This window comes from Brevibacterium rongguiense (genome assembly GCF_009857845.1).
GTDB classification, from domain to species: Bacteria; Actinomycetota; Actinomycetes; order Actinomycetales; family Brevibacteriaceae; genus Brevibacterium; species Brevibacterium rongguiense.
Window position 1 is genome coordinate 1 of sequence record NZ_WWEQ01000007.1, and the last position, 18067, is coordinate 18067.

Genomic DNA, 18067 nt, shown 5'->3' on the forward strand with positions numbered 1-18067 from the left:
GCGCCGGCGCCGCCAGCTGCGGTGGGCCTCGGCGCTCCTGGCGGGCGGTGTGGGCCTTGCCGTCTTCGCCGCGGCGGTGGGCGCCGCGGTGGCCGCCCGGGGGATGGGCCGCACGGGTGCCACCGGCGCTGTGGCCCGCGAGCGCCTCGTCGTCGTCGATGCCAATGTGCTGCTGAGCAACCGCAGCTACGGCTCCGTCATCGCCGCCGCCCGCCGGGCGGGCGCGGACGCGATCGCCCTGCAGGAGGCACACCGCGGGCAGCTCGAGCGCGAGCTCGCGGCGGTGGGGCTCGGCGCCGAGTTCGCGCTCTCCGCCCCGACCGGGCAGGACCCGGACGCCCCGGACACGATCCTCGCGGTGCGCCGCGGCCTGCACCCGCGCGCCGTCGAGGGGCCCCTGCCCACGGCCGCCGCGGGATTCGCCACGGACGCGGGCACGCTGTTCTCCATCCACACCGCCGCACCGGTGGAGCGGGCGCCCGTCCAACGGGCGTGGGCGCGCACCGTCCGCGCGGCCGTCGGGCTCTGCGCGGCCGGCACGATCGTGGCGGGGGACTTCAACGCCTCAGTCGACAGCGCGGTGCTGCGCGAGCGCAACGGCTGCGCCGACGCGGGCACCCGGCTGCGGATGGGTGGCCTGGGCTCGTGGCCGGCCGATCTGCCGGCGGCCCTGGGCGCGCGCATCGACCACCAGCTCTACGACGGGCGCGCCTTCGCGGCTGTCTCCGGCGAGCTGTTCGACATCGCGGGCAGCGATCACCGGGGGCTCGCGATCGTCTACGACCGGCGCGGCTGATTGAATGGGGGAGTGGACCACCCCCGACTCTCGCCCCAGGCCAAGCGCGCCTACGGCCGCGGCTTCGGTGCGGACGCCGCCGCCTACGATGCCGTGCGCCCGGGCTATCCCGCCGAGGCGCTCACGCGGTTGGTCGACCTGGCCGCGGGCCGTCCGGTGCTCGACGTGGGCGCCGGCACGGGCAAGCTCAGCGCGGGCCTGGCCGCGCGGGGCTGCGAGGTAACGGCCGTGGATCCCGACCGGGCGGCCCTCGCCCGCAATCCTGTGCCGGGGCTGCTCGGCACCGCGGAGGCCCTGCCCGTGGCCTCGGGCGCGTTCGGGCTGGCGACGGCGGCCCAGGCCTGGCACTGGTTCGACGCGCCGAGTGCGGCGGCCGAGCTGCGGCGCGCGTTGGTGCCCGGGGGAGCGACGGCGATCGTCGTCAACCAGCTCGACGTGCGCCTCGACTGGGTGCTGCGCCTGAGCCGCATCATGCACGCGGGCGACGTCTACCGCCCCTCCTGGCGCCCGGAGCTGCCCGGGTTCGGGCCCAGCTCCGTCGAGGTGGTGGAGTTCCGCCAGGAGATGTCGGTGGAGCGCGCCGTGGAGCTGGCCGCGACGCGCTCGTACTGGCTGCGCTCCGACGAGGCCACCCGGGCGCGGGTGGCGGGCAACATCCGCGACTTCCTGGGCCGGGAGCATCCCATGCCCGAGCCCTTCGGGCTGCCGTATCTGTGCCTGCTCGCCGTGGCGCGGCCCCGAAGCTAGCCGGCTGCGGAGCTTCGGGGAGGGATCGCCGCCGGGCTTCGGGTCGGGTGAGCGGGGCAGCTGGGGATGAGTCCGAGTGGCGCCCGGTTTGGGTGCCGCTCGCCGACTGGGCGGTGGTCAGCCTCGTGGGGGATGCGGCCGATTGGGCCTTCTGCCTTCCGGTCCAGCGGAAGCAGCCGGTTCGGAAGGCAGGAGGCCCAATCGCCGGGGCACCCCGGTCGGCGTGGAGTGCCCCGGACGCGACGAGGCCGCAGCTCAAGCGGGCTGCGGCCTCGTTTCGCGGGTGCGGCTCAGGACTCGGTGCCTGATGCGTCCTTGTGCTGCGGTGCGGACGTGGCGGTCGAGCTCACGGAGTTCTCCGTGCGGCCGGCCTGGTGCTGCACGGCGATCTTGCGCGGCTTGGCCTCCTCGGACACCGGGATGGTGAGCGTGAGGACGCCGTCGCTGAAGTCCGCGGAGATCTTGTCGAGCGCGACGCGGCTGCCGAGCGTCAGCTGGCGGGCGAACGTCCCCGTGGGGCGCTCGCGGGTGAGCCACTGGACGCCCTCGGCGCTGACGGGCTGGCGCTCGCTGCGCACCGTGAGGGTGCGGTCCTCGACGTCGACGTCGATGCTCGAGGGATCGACGCCGGGCATGTCGATGCGGGCGATGAACACCTCGCCGTCGCGGTAGAGGTCCATCGGCAGCGCCGCGGACTGCGAGCTGCGGGCCACCTCGGTGATGAAGCGGTCGATGTCGCGCAGGGGCTCGAACTTCGGGGCCATGATGTGTCCTTTCGTCGGAACAGGTCGTTACATTGAGTCCAACACACTCAACTTGGCGATCATTCCCGTTCAGCTGGAAAACGGGTGGAATGAAGCTGGCAGAAAGTTGAGAGTCGGGATCGGGGAGGGCCGGGGAGGAGTGGTCTTCCTCCGCGACGGGGGCGCGGACTCGCGCTGGCCCCTGGGGGCCCTGCACGTCCGCTGGCGCGGGCGGTCGGCGCAGCGCACAGACTGTGTAGTAACGGTGAATGGTTATCGTGAGAAACATTCGCTCGACTTACCGGTCACGGCCTTCGTAATGTGGGTCCCACGACGCTCGGGCACTCGCCCGGCCCGCCTCCCGGAAAGGCCCTCGCATGGACAGCGCCCTCGAACCACCCGTTCTCCGCATCGACGGCGATCGCCTGTGGTCCGACCTCATGGAGCTCGCGCGGATCGGCGCGTATGAGGACGAGCCCACCGGGCTGTGGGGAGTCAACCGGCAGTCGCCGACCGACGAGGACGCGGCCGGCCGCCGCCTCGTGGTCGGGTGGATGGAAGCGGCGGGCCTCGAGGTGTCGATCGACCCCATGGGCTCGATCTTCGGCCGGCGCCCTGGGCGCCGCGACGATCTCGCTCCGGTCATGGCGGGTTCGCACATCGACTCCGTCGGAACCGCCGGCGCGTTCGACGGCTGCCTGGGGGTCCTGTCGGGCATCGAAGCGGTCCGCACCCTCAACGACAGCGGCATCGTCACCGAGCGGCCCATCGTCATCGCCGCCTCCACCGAAGAGGAGGGCGTGCGGTTCGGCACCGACATGCTCGGCTCCGCGGTGGCGGCGGGGCGCATCGAGCTGGCGACCGCGCATGGCCTCACAGACGCGGAGGGGCGCGCGTTCGGCGACGAGCTGCGCCGGATCGGCTTTGCGGGGAAGGGGCCGGCACTCCTTGACCCGCCGCACGCCTACGTCGAGTGCCACATCGAACAGGGCCCCGTCCTCCAGCACAGCGGCGCTGCGCTGGGGGTCGTCACCGGAGTCCAGGCGATTTCGTGGCAGCGGGTGACGATCCACGGGCGCGCGGCCCACGCGGGCACGACACCCACGCAGCTGCGCGCCGACGCAGGGCTCGCCGCCGCCCAGATCGTCGTCAAGGTCCGCGAGATGGTCGATTCCGGCCGGTTCGGCCGCCTGCGGGGCACGGTGGGATGTCTGAGCGCTCACCCCGGGCTGCCGAGCGTCGTCCCCGACTGTGCGGAGCTCACCGTCGACTTGCGCAACCCCGACGATCAGGACGTGGAGGCGGCCGAACGCGAGCTCGCGGGGTTCCTCGACTCCCTGCCGTCTTCACAGCCGGGGCTGGGCGTCGAGACCGCTCGGATGGCCCGGACCTCCCCGGTTCCGTTCTCCGCAGACATTCAGGACACCATCGAGAAGGCCGCCGCCGATCTGGGCCATGCCGCCCCGCGGCTCATGTCCGGCGCGGGCCACGACGCCCAGGAGATCGCTGCACTGGCCCCCACCGCCATGGTCTTCGTACGCGGCCAATACGACGGAATCAGCCACAGTCCGCGCGAGTACTCCACCCCGGAGGACTGCGCGGCCGGGGCCTCCACGCTGCTCAACACGATTGCCCGCCTTGCACAGGAGGGTACGCGATGAGCGCGCAGGACCATCCGCTGCCGGGCGCCGAGACGGAGTTTGCGATCCGCTCGCGCCCCGCCGCCCGAGACTGGCGGAGCGACGAACCGGCCCACGTCCTGGACTTCCACCGCTCGATTCCGGGCTACGCGCCCACCCGCCTCGTCGAACTGCCCGCGCTGGCCCGGGAACTGGGTGCTGCCCGCGTGTGGGTCAAGGAGGAGGCGCACCGGTACGGGCTGCCGGCATTCAAGATGCTCGGGGCCGCGCACGCGGTTGCCCGTGCGCTCTCGGCGCGCCTGGGGGTCGGGGAGAGCGCCCTGCCGCTGAGCGAGATCGCAGCCCGGCTCCCGGAGACGGGGGTGCGCGAGCTCGTGGCGGCCACGGACGGCAACCACGGCCGGGCGGTGGCGCGCACCGGCGCGCTCGTCGGACTGCCCGCGCGCATCTTCCTGCCCGGGGGAGTCTCCGAGGCCGCCGTCGATGGCATCCGCGCGGAGGACGCCGAGATCGTGCCGCTGGGCGGCTCCTACGATGCCGCGGTCGCCCGCGCCGCCGAGGAGAGCCGCGGCAGTGGGTCGCTGCTCATCCAGGACACGTCCTGGGAGGGCTATGAGGAGGTGCCCGCCTGGATCGTGGAGGGCTACGGCTCGGTCCTCGAGGAGGCCGCGGCGCAGCTGCGCGAAGCCGGAGCGCCCGCGCCCACGCTCGTGACCGCGCCCACCGGTGTGGGCGCATTCGCCGAGGCCGTCGTCCGCTTCACCCGCTCCGGGGGGTTCGCCTCGGGCACCGCGGGCGCCTCGGACGCCGCTCCGCATATCCTCGCCGTCGAACCGTCCGCCGCGCCCAGCCTGTTCGCCTCGCTGCTGGCCGGTCAGCCCGTCACGGTGCAGACGGGGAACACGATCATGGCCGGGCTCAACTGCGGGACGGTGGCGGCGGCATCGTGGCCGGCGCTGCGCGACGGCGTGGACCTCAGCGCGGTCGTCCCGGACGCCGCGGTGACGCGGGCCGTCCGCGACCTCGAGGCGCACGGTGTGGACTCCGGCCCGTGCGGCGCGGCATCGCTGGCGGGTGTGCGCCTGCTGCGGGAGCGCGGCATGCTGGCCGACGGTGCGAACATCCTGCTCATCAACACGGAGGGAAGGGCCGCGAACCCACTGCCCGCGGCAGGCATCTCCGTTTAGTTAACATAATGTATATTATCGGCTAAGCGGACAGCATCACCTGGTCCGTCCCATGAGCGGCGCCGAGCACCGCATCGCACCACCGATGCACGCGCGCAAACTGCGCCTCCCGTCTGATGCACGCGTCCCCTGCCTGCGCACCGGCGGCGATCCGCGCTCGGCGTCGGCGCTTTGCAGACTTGCTCGGATTCGCTCGCTCGTCTCGGGGCACGCTCGGTCGCCCCGGGCTACTCACCGTCCGATTCGCACTCACCGGTGCGCCCCTCGCGTGACTTCCGGCCCCCGGTGCGACTCGGCCCCAGTCTTGACTCGTTCCAATCCCAGGCCAGCCTCACCATGCATGCGAACTGGAACGAGTCCAATTAGCATGGGTGGCGACCGCCGGGTCCGCGCACGGCGCGCGGCCCACCCTCTTCCGAAAGGACTCCGACATGCGTCTGTCCGACACCATGGCCAAGGCACTGAGCGACCAGGTCACCCTCGAGCTGACCGCCTCGATGGTCTACCTCCAGCTCGCCATCGAGCTCGAGGACCAGGACCTCAACGGAATGGGCGCGTGGATGCGCGCGCAGTCCGAAGAGGAGCTCGTCCACGCCCACAAGTTCATCGCGCACTGCATCGATCGCGACTCGGCGCCGCAGATCGGCACGATCTCCGTGTCCGACCTGTCCGGCAAGAAGCCGATCGACCTCTTCCGCGCTGCCCTCGCGCACGAGCAGAAGGTCTCGGAGTCTATCCGCGAGCTCTACCGGCTCGCGCAGGCGGAGACGGATCTCGACGTCATTCCGCTGCTCAACTGGTTCGTCGACGAGCAGGTCGAGGAGGAGTCGACGGTCGACGAGATCATCTCGCACCTCGCGCTCGTGGGCGAGGACGGCTCGGGCATCCTGCGCATCGATTCCGAGCTGGGCTCGCGCACTCCGGAGATCGCCGCCGACAGCGAGTGATCCCGGCCCGCGGGGCGCGCGTGTGCGCGTCCCGCGCAGTGCCCCTGGGGCTCCAGCACAGGGAGCCGCAGACAGCTGAGGCCCCCGGCGCATGCCGGGGGCCTCAGTGCTGGGCGAAGAGCAGCGGCGGCTCAGAGGACCTTGTAGGACACCTTCGCCACGCCGTCGCCGCCGATCTTGTTCATGGCGGCGGTGGAGAGATCCAGGCAGCGCCCGCTGATGTAGGGCCCGCGGTCGTTGATGCGCACCGTCACGGTCTTGCCGTTGGACTTGTTCGTCACCTTGACCTTGCTGTTCATCGGCAGGCTCTTGTGCGCCGCCGTCAGCTTGCTGGGGTTGAACCGCTCCCCCGATGCCGTCGGGCCGCCGGCCGTGCCGTCGCCCTCGCCGTAGGTCGACGCCTTGCAGGTGCCGCCCTGGCCGGACGCCTTGGAGTTCTTCTTGTACGACTCGCTCGAGGAGCCGGATGAGGAGGACTTCGACGACTTCTTCTTCGACGACTTCTTCGCCGAGCTGCTCGATGTCCCCTTCGCGGAATCGCTCGCGGCGGACTTCGAGGCGGTGGTCCGGGCAGCCGAGGTGCTCGGGGTCGGCTTGGGCTCCGGCGTGGTGAGCGTGCCGGAGACGCCGGCGGCCTTGCCGCTGTCCTTGGCCTTCTGCTGCGCCTTCTGCGCGGCCGCATCCGCGGTATCCTGCGCTTTCGGAGCCTGCGCGGCGCTCGCGGCGGCCGCCTGCTCCGGCGCAACGGCCGCGGAGTCGTCGCCGCTGGGGGCGGCATTCACGGCGCCAGCCACGCCCAGTGCGGCGATCGCGGCCGTGGGGATTGCGATCGCCGCCATGACCGGGGTGCGGCGGTTCTCGCGGAGAATGGTTGCCGCCGAGGCGTCCTGGTCTGCGTGCCGCCCGGCGCGGCGCCGAGTGAAGAGACCCCCGATGCCGTTGTGCTGGGGATCGTCCTGCGCTGCGTGCTTGCCCACCCGAACTCCTTCACGTTCTTGTGATCATTGTGTAACAGTCGCCCAGCCTAGGTAACGAAACGTTAGATATCTACCCGAATAGCGGTGAGATGACGTCGAATTTGTCACAATCACGGGTACTTCGAGTCTGGGATGGTCGACTGCTCCACGACGCGCCACCACCCCAGAGCTGGGTCCCCGGGCTCTGGAGTGGCCGTGCGCGGGGTGTGCGGAGACAGCAACGGGCCCCAGCCGGTCGGCTGGGGCCCGTGGGGGTGTCGCGGCCGCCGCTGCGGCGGGTGAGGTCAGAGGACCTTGTAGCTCACGTTGATCGTGCCGGCGCTGTAGCCGCCGACGGCCTTCATCGCGGCGACCGAGAGGTCGAGGCAGCGCCCGCTGATGTAGGGGCCGCGGTCGTTGATGCGCACCGTCGCGGACTTGCCGTTCGACTTGTTCGTGACCTTAACGACGCTGCCGAGCGGCAGGGTCTTGTGCGCGGCGGTCATGGCGTTGGCGTGGAAGGTCTCCCCCGAAGCGGTCGGGCCGCCGTCCGTGCCGTCGCCGTTGCCGTACATCGAGGCCTCGCACGTGCCGCCCTGGCCGGATGCCTTCGAGTTCTTCGGACCCGAGTAGCCGGAGTCCTTCGCGGGCTTCGCCGTGGGCTTGGGCTTGGGGGTGGCGAGGTGGCCGGTGAGGTGCGAGGCGCTGCCGCCCTGCTTCTGCGCGGTGCGCAGCGCCTTGGCATCGGCCTGGGCCGCGGGCTGCGCATCGGGCAGGGTCGCGGCGGGGGCGGTGACGGGCGCGGTCTCCGCGGAGACCTCCGCACCGCTGGGCATGTTCACGGCGCCGGCGACCATGACGGCGGCGGCGGCCGCGGTGGGGATCGCGATGGCGGCCATGACCGGTCCGCGCCGGTTGGCCTCGAGGACCTCGGCGGCGGTGGCATGCGGCGCGGCGGCTGCCGAGTGGCGTCCGGCGCTGCGCGTGGTGAGGCCGGCGAGGAGGCCCGCGGCGCTGCGGCGCCCGGAGGCCTTTGGAGAGGAGTGCTTGCCCACAGATGTTTCCTTCACGATCCCGTGACCGACTTGTTATCAGACCACAGCATAGATAACAAACCGGCCGCGCGCCAATTCATTCGGCCCGGTTGTGGACCCGGTTGTGGAGCGGGTGGCACCGCCCACGCGCGCGCGATCACGGCGCGGTCGCGTGCCCCTCGGCCGGGAGGGTCCCACGTGGCCCGGCGCAGTCCTGCGAAAACAGGGCAGTCGTGCGAGGACAGTGCTGCGCGGGCTCAGCGCTGCGAAGCCGGAAAGAACTCACGGGCGGGCAATCCGCGCCTCGGTATGGCGTCCCTCGTCAGGCGGAGCCACCGGACGGCCTGCGCCCCTGGCGGGGTGCTGAGTTACACGAGCGCTGAGTACCAGGGGGCGCTGACCGTCGGGAAGTCGCAACTCCGGGGTGCGCCTGCGCAGCGAGCGAGGGCATCAGCCCCGGTTCGCCAACGGGGGCCGTCGGACTGGAAGCCCAGCGGATCTCCTGAGGAATCGGTCAGCGGCCGCTGCGGCCGCGCAGCAGGCGACGCGTGGCGGCGGCGGAACGGGTCACGCCCGTGCGGATGAACCCGGCAGCCTGCTCGGCGCGACCGTCGATCTGCCGGCTGACGCTCGACAGCGCACCGTTGATGCGCTCCTCGGTGCGGTCGATGGGGCCGCCGGTGCGCGCCGCGTCGGCAGCCACCCGGCTCACCCGCTCCCCCAGCTGGCGACCGTTGGCCCGCAGGCCGCGGGTGCGCTCATCGGCCCGCCGGTACGCGGACTCCGAGTTCGTGCGCAGCCAGGAGGCCGCGCGCCGGGCGCGCTCGCGGGTGCCGGGCCGCGACGCATCGTAGACCTGGGTGGGCTCAACGGGATCCTCGCGCTGTGTCATGCTCCGATTGTCCACGGCGGGGCCGTGACGGGCAACACAGCCGCGCCGCGAAGACCGGCTGGAATTGGGTAGCGTGGCTGCCATGATCCCCTTACCGGCCGCCGCGTCCGCCGCCGTCATCGCGCACCGCGGCGGGCTGTGGCCCGATTGCGAGGAGAATTCGCTCGCGGCGTTCGAGCGCGCCGCGCAGGCCGGTCTTCAGTGGGCCGAGACCGACGTCCACGCGTCCGCCGATGGGGTGCTCTACGCCGTGCACGACCCCTCGCTTAAGCGCACGGCGGGCGTCGCGGCGCGCATCGAGCAGCTCTCCTCGGCCCGCCTTGACCGGCTGCGCCTGCTCGACGGCTCGCGCGTGCCCCGGCTGGTGGACGTGCTCGAGACGGCGCCAACGCTGAGCTTCAACGTCGACGTCAAGGCCGACTCCGGCACGGAGCCCATGATCCGCCTGGCGCGCGAGCCCCGGCTGCGCAAGCGCCTGCGGCTCGCGTCATTCAGCGCCCGGCGCCTGCGCCGCCTGCGCGCGGCCGTGCCCGGCGTCCGGACCTCGGCGGGAACTGGGGAGATCGCGCTGGCCGCAGCCGGTGGGATGCGCGCGCTCGACGAGCGCATCGACTGCCTGCAGGTCCCCGAAGCCCGGGCGGGAATCCGCGTCGTCACGCCCCGCCTCATCGCTGCGGCCCACCGGACCGGTCGCCAGGTGCACGTCTGGACCGTCAACGCTGCCGCCCAGATGGAGCGGCTGGCGGCGCTGGGGGTCGATGCGATCGTCACCGACGATGTCGAGCTGGGACTGCGCGCGTTCGCCCGGGGTCCGCGGCCGCACTGATCATTGCCCGCAGTCCCGCACCCAGAGGCGAATGCCCGACGCTCTCCCACCCTCTCGCGCGCTGCCACTGGCGGGGGAAGTGGCTCTCCACTGCCGTCTGCAGGGCCTCTCCCCCGAGTCTGCGCTCGTGCCGCCCCGGGCGCGTGCGGGGCACGGGACTCGTCAACGCATGAATGCAGGCACAGTTCGTCACAGGCGCGCTCCTTCGTGGCAGGCGCATGCGCGCGCGTGGGCGTGCGCACATCCCGGGCAAGGCACGCGCAAGGGCACATGCGTCAGGCCAGACGCTCAGCCGGCAGCCACCCGAGGGCGTATCCGCAGACCGCAGCGCTGAGACTGCGCAGCCGCGGGCCGAGCCTGAGCGGGAATGAGACGTAGGAGCCCCTTGTTGCGCCGACTGTATAGCCGCCGCCCGCGCTGCCGCTGCCCGGCGTCTCCCCGACCGCAGTCCACACACCGGATCGCCCCAGGCCTGCGCGTCCCCGACGGAGCGGACGGGTTCACTCCACGCGCACTCGGAACCGTGCCGCACGCGCTCAGCGGCGCCGCGGTGGCGCTGAGCGCGTGCGGCGCTGCGGCGCTGGGGCTCGCAAGAGCGGTGGTGGTTGCTCGGTGCCGTGGCATTCGTGCTCGCAGGCGCGGCGTTCGTGCGCGGTGCCGTGGCATTCGCGGGTTCGCCGGGAATGACGGGACCCGATAGACTGTTGTGTCGCCCAGCAGCCCCCAACGTCGACAGTGGAAGGTGGCCCCACCATGAGCGAGCGCAGTCTTCGCGGCACCCAGCTCGGATCCCGCAGCCTCGAATCGGAGGTGGGCGTCGAGCCGGCGCCGCGCCAGCTGGTCGAGTACGCGTGCGAGGACGGCTTCACCTTCACCGTTCCCTTCTCCGTCGAGGCCGAGGTGCCGGCGACGTGGGAGTCGGGCACGCACGGCCTGGGCAAGCGCGTGGGCGGCGGCGAGGCCGCCGAGACGACGGAGAAGCAGGGCCGCACCCACTGGGACATGCTGCTCGAGCGCCGCTCCCTCGAAGAGCTCCAGGTCCTCCTCGATGAGCGCCTGGCCGTGCGCCGCGGCGAGAAGGCCCCGGAGGTCTGAACCGGGCCGAGCAGGCCTACCGGCTCACGCGGACCGGAGCTCTTCCGGGCACCTCGAGCGCGCGACACCCGCGACCACAGCGCTCGGCACCGGCAATCACACAGCGCAGCGGGACATCACGCTGCGCTGTGCTGTTTCAACGGCGGTGTGTCGGTTCAAGGGCGTGGTGTCGTTTCACGGGCGTTGTGTCTTATCGAGACCGCCGTGCCGTTTCAATGCCGCCGCGTCGTTCCCGTTCCAAGGGCGCTGTCCACGGGCGCTGGGCGGTGGACGGGCGCCGTGCGGTTCCCAAGGCGTCGTGCGGTTCCCAAGGCGCCGTGTGGTTTCGGGGGCGCTGTGTGGTTGCAGGGGCGGCGTGCTGACGTGAGGGGCGCCGCACAGGGCCCGGCGTGCCGCGCCGCGATGGCCCCGGCCCCTCAGCTGCGGCGCGCGAGCGCGGCGCGCACGCGGCGTGCCCGCTCAGCGGCGCCCCACTTGGCGACGTTGACGAACGCCTCCTGGATGATGTTGCCCGACATCTTCGACTCGCCGTATTCGCGCTCGACGAAGACGATCGGCACCTCGGCGATGGCGAACCCGGCGCGCGCCGTGCGCAGGGTGAGGTCGATCTGGAACCCGTAGCCCTGCGAGCGCACCGCCTGCAGGTCGATGGCGGAAAGCACCTCCCGCCGATAGGCGCGGAAGCCCGCCGTCGCATCGTGGACGCCCAGGCCGATCGCGGCATTCACATAGACGTTCGCACCGCGCGAGAGCAGCTGGCGGTTGAGCGGCCAGTTCACCACCGCTCCCCCGGGCACCCAGCGCGCGCCGATCGCCAGATCGGCTCCGTCCGCGATGGCCGCCAGCAGCTGGGGCAGGTCGCGGCCGCGGTGCGAGCCGTCGGCATCCATCTCGCAGATGACGGGGTAGTCCCGCTCGAGCGCCCAGGCGAAGCCGGCGAGATACGCCGCACCCAGGCCGTTCTTCTCGGTGCGGCGCAGCAGGTGGATGCGCTCATCGTGCTCGGCCTGCTCCGCAGTCCAGTCGGCGGTGCCGTCCGGCGACCCGTCGTCGACGACGAGGACATGGGCCGCGGGCACGAAGCGGTGCACGGCGGCGATCGTGCGCGGCAGCGATTCGCGCTCGTTGTAGGTCGGAATCACGATGAGGGGGGCGTCAGTCACCCGTCCACCCTAGCCGACGATCGCGGCCGCGGGCCGAGCGCGCGGACCCCGTTCGCGGGCCCGTGAGACGGCAAAGCGCCCCGGGCCGACAGGCTTCGGACCGCGTGCTGACACGCGTTTTCTAAGGCCTGCGCCCGGGGCGCATCCGCTGAGCGGACCGATTGAGAATCTAGCAACGCGGTGTCCCCGCGACAAATCGCCCTCACCAGGGGATCTGTGCATCGTTGCAGGTCACGAGGGTGATTTTCGGACCGGCGCAGCGGTGGGAAAAGTGTGCGCCTCGGCGCGTCGCGCTCAGCCGAGGGCCGCGCTCACCCCGTCGACCCACACCTCGCGCACCGTGGGCAGCCGCTCCGGGTCGCCGAGGTCCGGCAGCCCGGGAGTGCCGGAGCGCGGGTCCGTGCTCCAGGCCGCCACGCGGTCATCGGAGACCTGCACGACCAGCCGATCAGCGCGCCAGCGCACCGCGGTGGCCGCGGCACCCGGTGCGAGCACACCGGCCTCGAAGCGGCCGGCGGCGCGGTGGGCGAACCGCGTCGCGCAGTTGAACGCCGCGCGTCCGGAGATCCCCCCGGCGCGGTCCCAGACGGCCGCGCGGATGCTGCGCCACGGGGCGGCTGGATCGAGTGCGAAGCTCACCTGGGCACCGGCCGCCAGGAGTCCTGCCAGCGGCTGCTCGGCGCTCGGATCGACCGTCAGCGCGATGCCGGCCGCACCCAGCCGCTCGCACAGCGCCTCCGGCACGCGCCGGCCGAAGCGCAGCCGCCAGCCGGAGCGCTGCGCGTGTGCGACGGCTCCCGCATCGTTGAGCAGCGCTGCGAGCGCGGCCTCGTCGGCCTCCGATTCCACGAGCACGCAGAGCGCGCCCGGCGGCCGCTGGCCGTCCGCGAGCTGCGCCGCGCTGCGCGCGGCGGGGCCCTCCTGCGCATCGAGGGCGTAGCCGAGGACCGCCAGCCGCCCGGCTCGCGCCTCGAACGCCGCGAGGGCTGCGGCCGTACCGATCGCGTGCACACCGGCGATCCCGGCGGCCACGAGGGCCTCCGGCTCCGGGGCGGAGACGCGCAGGTCGAGACCCGCATCGACGAACGCGGGGGCGACGAAATCGCCCTCCAGGTCCTGCACGGGCGCGCCCAGCGTGCCCGCCGCCTCGTCGGAGCCCACCCACGACACGATGGGCCCCTCGAAGGCGATCGCGGTGGCGAAGGGATCGGCGCTCGAATAGACATCGCCGCCGGCGAGCACCGTGACGGCGGGATCCTGCTCAGTCTTCTCCGTGGGAATCACGTCGCCCAGTATCCCACTGGTATCCCACCGGAGCGTCCGCGCCCCGCGATAGGGCACGGGGGTGAGTGCGAAGCGGGCGCAGCGGAGCCGGACGGGCGCGCCGCCCGCGCCGGATCGGGGCGCTGCTGCCCGGTGCCGCGTCCGTGCCGCGGTATAGGCTTCCCGGCGTGAGAGAAGCGCTGCTCGTCCTCGACACGCCGGCCCTGTACTACCGGGCCTTCTACGCCCTGCCCACCTCGCTGCGCGATGCCGCCGGCACGCCGGTCAACGCGGTGCGCGGGCTGCTCGACACGGTCGCCGCGCTGTGCGCCGAACTCCCCCGCCCGCGGGTCATCGCCGCCTTCGACGCAGACTGGCGCCCGGCGTTCCGCACGGCCCTCGTGCCGGAGTACAAGGCCCAGCGCGTGCGCGATGAGGCCGCCGGCACGGAGACCCCCGAGGAGCTGGCGCCCCAGCTGCCGATCATCCGGCGCGCGCTCACCGCGGCCGGCATCCCCATCGCTGAGGTGCCGGGCACCGAGGCCGACGACGTCATCGCCTCCCTCGCGGCGCAGGTCCCCGGCCCCGTGACCATCGTCTCCCCCGACCGCGACCTGTTGGCCCTGCTCGACGGTGAGCGCGTGGTGCTGCGCCGGCCCCGCCCCAAGGGCGAGTGGGAGGTCACCGCCGCGGCCGATCTGCCCGCGCTCTACGGGGTTGCGGGCCCGGAGCTCTACCGGGAGCTCGCCGCGCTGCGCGGGGACCCCTCCGACGGACTCGCCGGTGCCCCCGGGATCGGGGAGAAGACCGCCGCGCGCCTGCTCGCGGCCCACGGCAGTCTGGACGGGGTCTTCGCCGCCGCGCGCGCGGGCTCGGCCGACGGCGGCCTGACGCCTAAGCGCCGGGCCGCCCTGCTCGAGTCCGAGGAGGCGGTGCGCGCGAATGCGGCGGTCATGGCCTGCCTGGAGGACCTGCCCGTGGGCGACTGGCTCGCCGCCGCCGACCACGTGCCCGAGCGCCTGGATCGCGCGGCGCTCGCGGAGCTGGGCCGCGCCCACAGTGTCGTTGCCGCCGCGGACCGGCTCAGCGCTGCCCTGGGCGGTTGGTCCGCGGCCGGCCGGGAGCACGGTGCGCGCGGCGGCGCAGCCGCGGGCGCCGGCGCCTCATCCGACGTCGAAGGGCCTGGGTCGGGAGCGGCCCCCTCCCCCGCCGCTGGGCTTCCGGCTGCACCTGAGGACGGAGTAGCAGGCGGCGCTCCCGGTGGGCCTGGGCACGCAACCGCCGACGGATCACCGGGCAGCGCCGCTGCGGCCGGCACAGTGGGCCGCGGCAAGACGGACACCGCCGCTGCGGACGGCACGACGGATAGCGCCGCTGCCGGCTCAGCGGGCACGGGGACCGTGGGTGTGCCCGCGGCCGGCACGACGGATGGCGCCGCTGCCGGTTCGGCGGGCACGGAAACCGGGGGCGTGTCTGCGGCAAGCACTGCGGAGGTCGACGCTGCCAGCCCTGTGGGCGCGGGGACCGCGGGCGAGCCTGCGCCCGGCACTGCGGAGGCCGGCGCTGCGGATATCGGCACTGCGGGCACCGGGAGAGGCGGCGCAGCTGCGAACGAGGCTGAGGACGGGACCGAACCCGGCTGGCCCGCGGGGCCCGTGTGGGGCTTCGACCTCGAGACGACGGGTGTCGATCCCCGCACCGCGCGCATCGTCACGGCCGCCCTCGTCGAGTTCGACCGGGGCGCCAGGCGCGAGGCCTACACGTGGCTGGCCGATCCCGGGGTGGAGATCCCGGCGGCCGCCGCCGCGGTGCACGGGATCAGCACCGAACGCGCCCGCACCGAGGGCATGGACCGGCGGGCCGTGGTCGAGCAGCTGTGCGCGGCCATCGCCGATATCACTGCCGCGGGCGGGGTGCTCGCCGGCCACAACATCGCCTACGACCTCACCGTGCTCCAGGCCGAATGCGAGCGCCTGGGCATCAGCCCCGCCGTCCGCGAGGTCCATCCGCCCATCGTCGACACGCTCGTGCTCGACCGGCGCGCGGAGAAGTACCGGCGCGGGCCCCGCATCCTGCAGGCACTCGCCGAGCGCTGGGGGGTCGAGCTCGTCGACGCCCACTCGGCCGATGCCGATGCGGCCGCCGCGGCGGCCATCGCCCTGGCCATCGGCGCGGCGAGCGCGGAGATCGGCGGGCTCAGCCCGGCGGCGGTCCACGCAGCCCAGATCGCCTGGAAGGCCGAGCAGGCCGCCGATCTCGAGGCCTATCTGCGCGCCAAGCGCGACCCGCAGGCGCGCGTGAGCCGCGCATGGCCGTTCGAGGAGTGACCACCGGGTCCCGGGCAGCGAGCACCGGACCGGCCGCAGCGAGCGCGCGCCTTCGAGCGGGCTGACCGCGGAGCCCGGGGCGCCGTCGTAGACTGGGCGGCGCCCCGGGCTCGCACGCCGTGCGTGCGGCGCGCGGCTTCGCCACGCAGCATCGACAGTGAGGACGGACGCATGGGCATCTTCGCCCGCCTGCTCAACCGACCCGGCGCGCAGGCCGCCGGCCGCACCGGCTGGCTCGAGCGCTCGCGCAGCGCCATCGACGAGAAGTCGCAGGACTACGCGGCGCTGGCCGACGAGGACATCGCCGCCACCGCCGCGGAGATCTTCACGACCGGCCAGCGGCGCGAGCAGCAGATCGCCTTCGCCGCGCTCGTGCGGGAGGCCGCCGAGCGCGCGCTGGGCGAGCGCCCCTTCGACTCCCAGCTCACCGGGCTCGTCGGCCTCCTCGACGGCCACGTCGTCCAGATGCTCACCGGCGAGGGCAAGACCCTCGTGGGCGCCATGGCCGCCGCCGGCTACGCCCTGCAGGGCCGCCGCGTCCACGTGGTCAGCGTGAATGACTACCTCGCGGTGCGCGACCGCGATTGGATGGCGCCGCTGTTCGAGCTGCTCGGCGTCGAATCGGCCGCCGTCAGCGAGTCCGACGACGAGGCCGCGCGGCAGTCCGCCTACGCCACCGAGGTCGTCTACGCCTCCGTGCAGGAGGTGGGCTTCGACGTGCTGCGCGACCGCTTCGCCGCCGATGACGCGCAGCTGCGCGTGGGCGAGAGGGACGTCGTGATCGTCGACGAGGCGGACTCCGTGCTCATCGACGAGGCGCGCGTGCCCCTCGTGCTGGCCGGCTCCACCAGCGTCGAGGAGGCCGATGCGAAGATCGCTGCGCTCGTCGCCGACCTCGACCCGAACGCCGACTACGAGGTCAGCCAGGACCGCAAGGCCGTCTCGCTCACCGACGCGGGGGCCGATCGGGTCGAGCGCGAGCTGGACGTCGACCTCTACGGCGCGGATGCGGACGTGCTCGCCGCCGTCAACCTCGCGCTCTACGCCCGCGCGCTCATCAAGCGCGATGTCGACTACCTCGTGGTGGACGGCGTCATCAAGCTCATCTCCGACTCCCGCGGCCGGGTGGCAGACCTCCAGCGCTGGCCCGACGGCCTGCAGGCGGCCGTCGAGGCCAAGGAGCACCTGACGGCCAGCGAATCGGGTGAGATCCTCGACCAGATGACCGTCGAGGAGCTCATCCACGGCTACCGGACGGTCTGCGGGATGACGGGCACCGCGCTGGCGGTGGGCGATGATCTGCGCGAGTTCTACGAGCTCGAGATCCTCCCCATCGAGCCCAACGAGGCGGTGGTGCGCGTCGACGAGCCCGACCGCCTGTACACCTATCAGGAGTCCAAGGAGCGCGCGATCGTCGAGGAGGTCGCCGCCCAGCACGCCTCCGGGCGCCCGATCCTCATCGGCACGCGCTCGGTGTCCGAATCGGAGAGTTTGGCCGAGCGGCTGCGCGAGCGCGGCATCCGCGCCGAGGTGCTCAACGCCAAGGACGACACCCACGAGGCCGGGATCATCGCGGCCGCCGGCGCCGCAGGCGCGGTCACCGTGTCGACCCAGATGGCCGGCCGCGGCACGGACATCCGCCTGGGCGAGGGCGCCGCGGAGGCCGGCGGGCTCCTCGTCATCGGCGCGGGCCGCTACCAGTCCTCCCGGCTCGATGACCAGCTGCGCGGCCGGGCAGGGCGCCAGGGCGACCCGGGCACCTCGGTCTTCTTCACCTCGCTCGAAGACGAGCTCATGACCCGCGTGCCGGAGGCCCAGCGCTTCATCGAGGAGGGCGACGAGCACGGGCGGATCGCCGCGCGCCGCGCGGCCCAGCTCGTCGAGCACGCGCAGCGCATGGCGGAGGGCGAGAACACCGCGGTCCACCGCGACACGTGGCGGTTCAACGAGCTCATGGCCAAGCAGCGCGAGCTCGTGCTGCGCCGCCGCGACGCCATCCGGCGGGAGTCCACCGGGGTCGACGAGCTGCGGGCCGAGGCCGCCGAGGCGGTGGCCGCTGCCGATGAGAAGCTGGGCGCCGAGGTCGTCGACGCCGCCCTGCGCGAGGTGCTGCTGTTCGAGCTCGACTCCCGCTGGGTGGACCACCTCGCCTACCTCAACGACCTGCGCGAGGGCATCCACCTGCGCACCCTGGCGAAGGAGAAGCCCCACGAGGCGTTCAACGCGGAGTCCATCCGCGCCTTCGAGTCGTTCTGGCCCGATGTGCTGGCTGACTCCGCGGAGGTCGTGCGGGAGGCGGAGTTCACCCCGACGGGCATCGACCTGCGGGCCCACGGCCTCAAGCGGCCGTCGTCGACGTGGACCTACCTGTCGACCGAGTCGACGTTCGGCTCCGATATCGAGGCCGTCGTCAAGCGGGTTGCCAAGCGCTGACGGCCGAGCGCTGACAGC

Annotated in this window: 15 protein-coding genes; 9 read left to right on the forward strand and 6 right to left on the reverse strand. The window is 73.0% G+C overall.

What is annotated here, in order from left to right; genetic code table 11:
• A partial coding sequence (locus GSY69_RS02655) for an endonuclease/exonuclease/phosphatase family protein (RefSeq protein WP_160952353.1) occupies nt 1–796 on the forward strand: 796 nt, incomplete at its 5' end.
• A 12-nt stretch (nt 797–808) separates the two neighbouring features.
• Complete coding sequence (locus GSY69_RS02660; RefSeq protein ID WP_160952354.1) at nt 809–1543, forward strand: class I SAM-dependent methyltransferase; 735 nt, start codon at nt 809–811, stop codon at nt 1541–1543.
• A gap of 290 nt (nt 1544–1833) precedes the next feature.
• Here the strand turns inward: GSY69_RS02660 and GSY69_RS02665 are convergent, their stop codons facing one another.
• Entirely contained in the window at nt 1834–2307 is a 474-nt protein-coding gene (locus tag GSY69_RS02665) for an Hsp20/alpha crystallin family protein (RefSeq protein ID WP_160952355.1), read from the reverse strand.
• A 356-nt stretch (nt 2308–2663) separates the two neighbouring features.
• Between GSY69_RS02665 and GSY69_RS02670 the strand changes: the two genes are divergently transcribed.
• The 3 genes from GSY69_RS02670 to GSY69_RS02680 all read left to right on the forward strand — a co-directional run bounded on the left by GSY69_RS02670 (nt 2664) and on the right by GSY69_RS02680 (nt 6060).
• Nucleotides 2664–3947 (forward strand): Zn-dependent hydrolase, encoded by a 1284-nt coding sequence (locus GSY69_RS02670; protein WP_160952356.1) that lies wholly within the window; start codon nt 2664–2666, stop codon nt 3945–3947.
• On the forward strand, nt 3944–5113 hold the full coding sequence (locus GSY69_RS02675) for a pyridoxal-phosphate dependent enzyme (RefSeq protein WP_160952357.1): 1170 nt from the start codon (nt 3944–3946) through the stop codon (nt 5111–5113). Before GSY69_RS02670 ends, GSY69_RS02675 begins: the two co-directional genes overlap by 4 nt.
• A gap of 431 nt (nt 5114–5544) precedes the next feature.
• A complete protein-coding gene (locus GSY69_RS02680; protein WP_160952358.1) occupies nt 5545–6060 on the forward strand; it encodes a ferritin in 516 nt (171 codons plus the stop codon).
• 131 nt (nt 6061–6191) lie between these two features.
• Here GSY69_RS02680 and GSY69_RS02685 read toward each other — a convergent pair whose 3' ends face one another.
• The 3 genes from GSY69_RS02685 to GSY69_RS02695 form a co-directional block, all read right to left on the reverse strand.
• Complete coding sequence (locus GSY69_RS02685) at nt 6192–7037, reverse strand: septal ring lytic transglycosylase RlpA family protein (protein WP_328698733.1); 846 nt, start codon at nt 7035–7037, stop codon at nt 6192–6194.
• A 284-nt stretch (nt 7038–7321) separates the two neighbouring features.
• Nucleotides 7322–8071 carry a septal ring lytic transglycosylase RlpA family protein gene (locus GSY69_RS15095; RefSeq protein WP_202410760.1) on the reverse strand — a complete coding sequence of 250 codons (750 nt, stop codon included), beginning with the start codon at nt 8069–8071 and terminating at the stop codon, nt 7322–7324.
• Nucleotides 8072–8564: 493 nt separating this feature from the next.
• Nucleotides 8565–8942 (reverse strand): hypothetical protein, encoded by a 378-nt coding sequence (locus tag GSY69_RS02695; RefSeq protein WP_160952359.1) that lies wholly within the window; start codon nt 8940–8942, stop codon nt 8565–8567.
• A gap of 82 nt (nt 8943–9024) precedes the next feature.
• Here GSY69_RS02695 and GSY69_RS02700 point away from each other — a divergent pair, with 82 nt between their 5' ends.
• Together GSY69_RS02700 and GSY69_RS02705 are read left to right on the forward strand one after the other, a co-directional pair.
• A complete protein-coding gene (locus GSY69_RS02700; RefSeq protein ID WP_160952360.1) occupies nt 9025–9768 on the forward strand; it encodes a glycerophosphodiester phosphodiesterase family protein in 744 nt (247 codons plus the stop codon).
• Between the two features lie 753 nt (nt 9769–10521).
• Entirely contained in the window at nt 10522–10863 is a 342-nt protein-coding gene (locus GSY69_RS02705; protein ID WP_160952361.1) for an RNA polymerase-binding protein RbpA, read from the forward strand.
• A gap of 416 nt (nt 10864–11279) precedes the next feature.
• Here the strand turns inward: GSY69_RS02705 and GSY69_RS02710 are convergent, their stop codons facing one another.
• Nucleotides 11280–12026, reverse strand: coding sequence for a polyprenol monophosphomannose synthase (locus GSY69_RS02710; protein ID WP_328698734.1), 747 nt, complete (start codon nt 12024–12026; stop codon nt 11280–11282).
• A 294-nt stretch (nt 12027–12320) separates the two neighbouring features.
• Complete coding sequence (locus GSY69_RS02715) at nt 12321–13310, reverse strand: amidohydrolase family protein (protein ID WP_202410761.1); 990 nt, start codon at nt 13308–13310, stop codon at nt 12321–12323.
• 167 nt (nt 13311–13477) lie between these two features.
• On the opposite strand from GSY69_RS02715, the gene GSY69_RS02720 reads away from it, so the two are divergent.
• Nucleotides 13478–15616, forward strand: coding sequence for an exonuclease domain-containing protein (locus GSY69_RS02720; protein WP_160952362.1), 2139 nt, complete (start codon nt 13478–13480; stop codon nt 15614–15616).
• Between the two features lie 171 nt (nt 15617–15787).
• Nucleotides 15788–18049, forward strand: coding sequence for an accessory Sec system translocase SecA2 (gene secA2 / locus GSY69_RS02725; RefSeq protein WP_160952363.1), 2262 nt, complete (start codon nt 15788–15790; stop codon nt 18047–18049).
• The last annotated feature ends 18 nt before the right edge of the window (nt 18050–18067 follow it).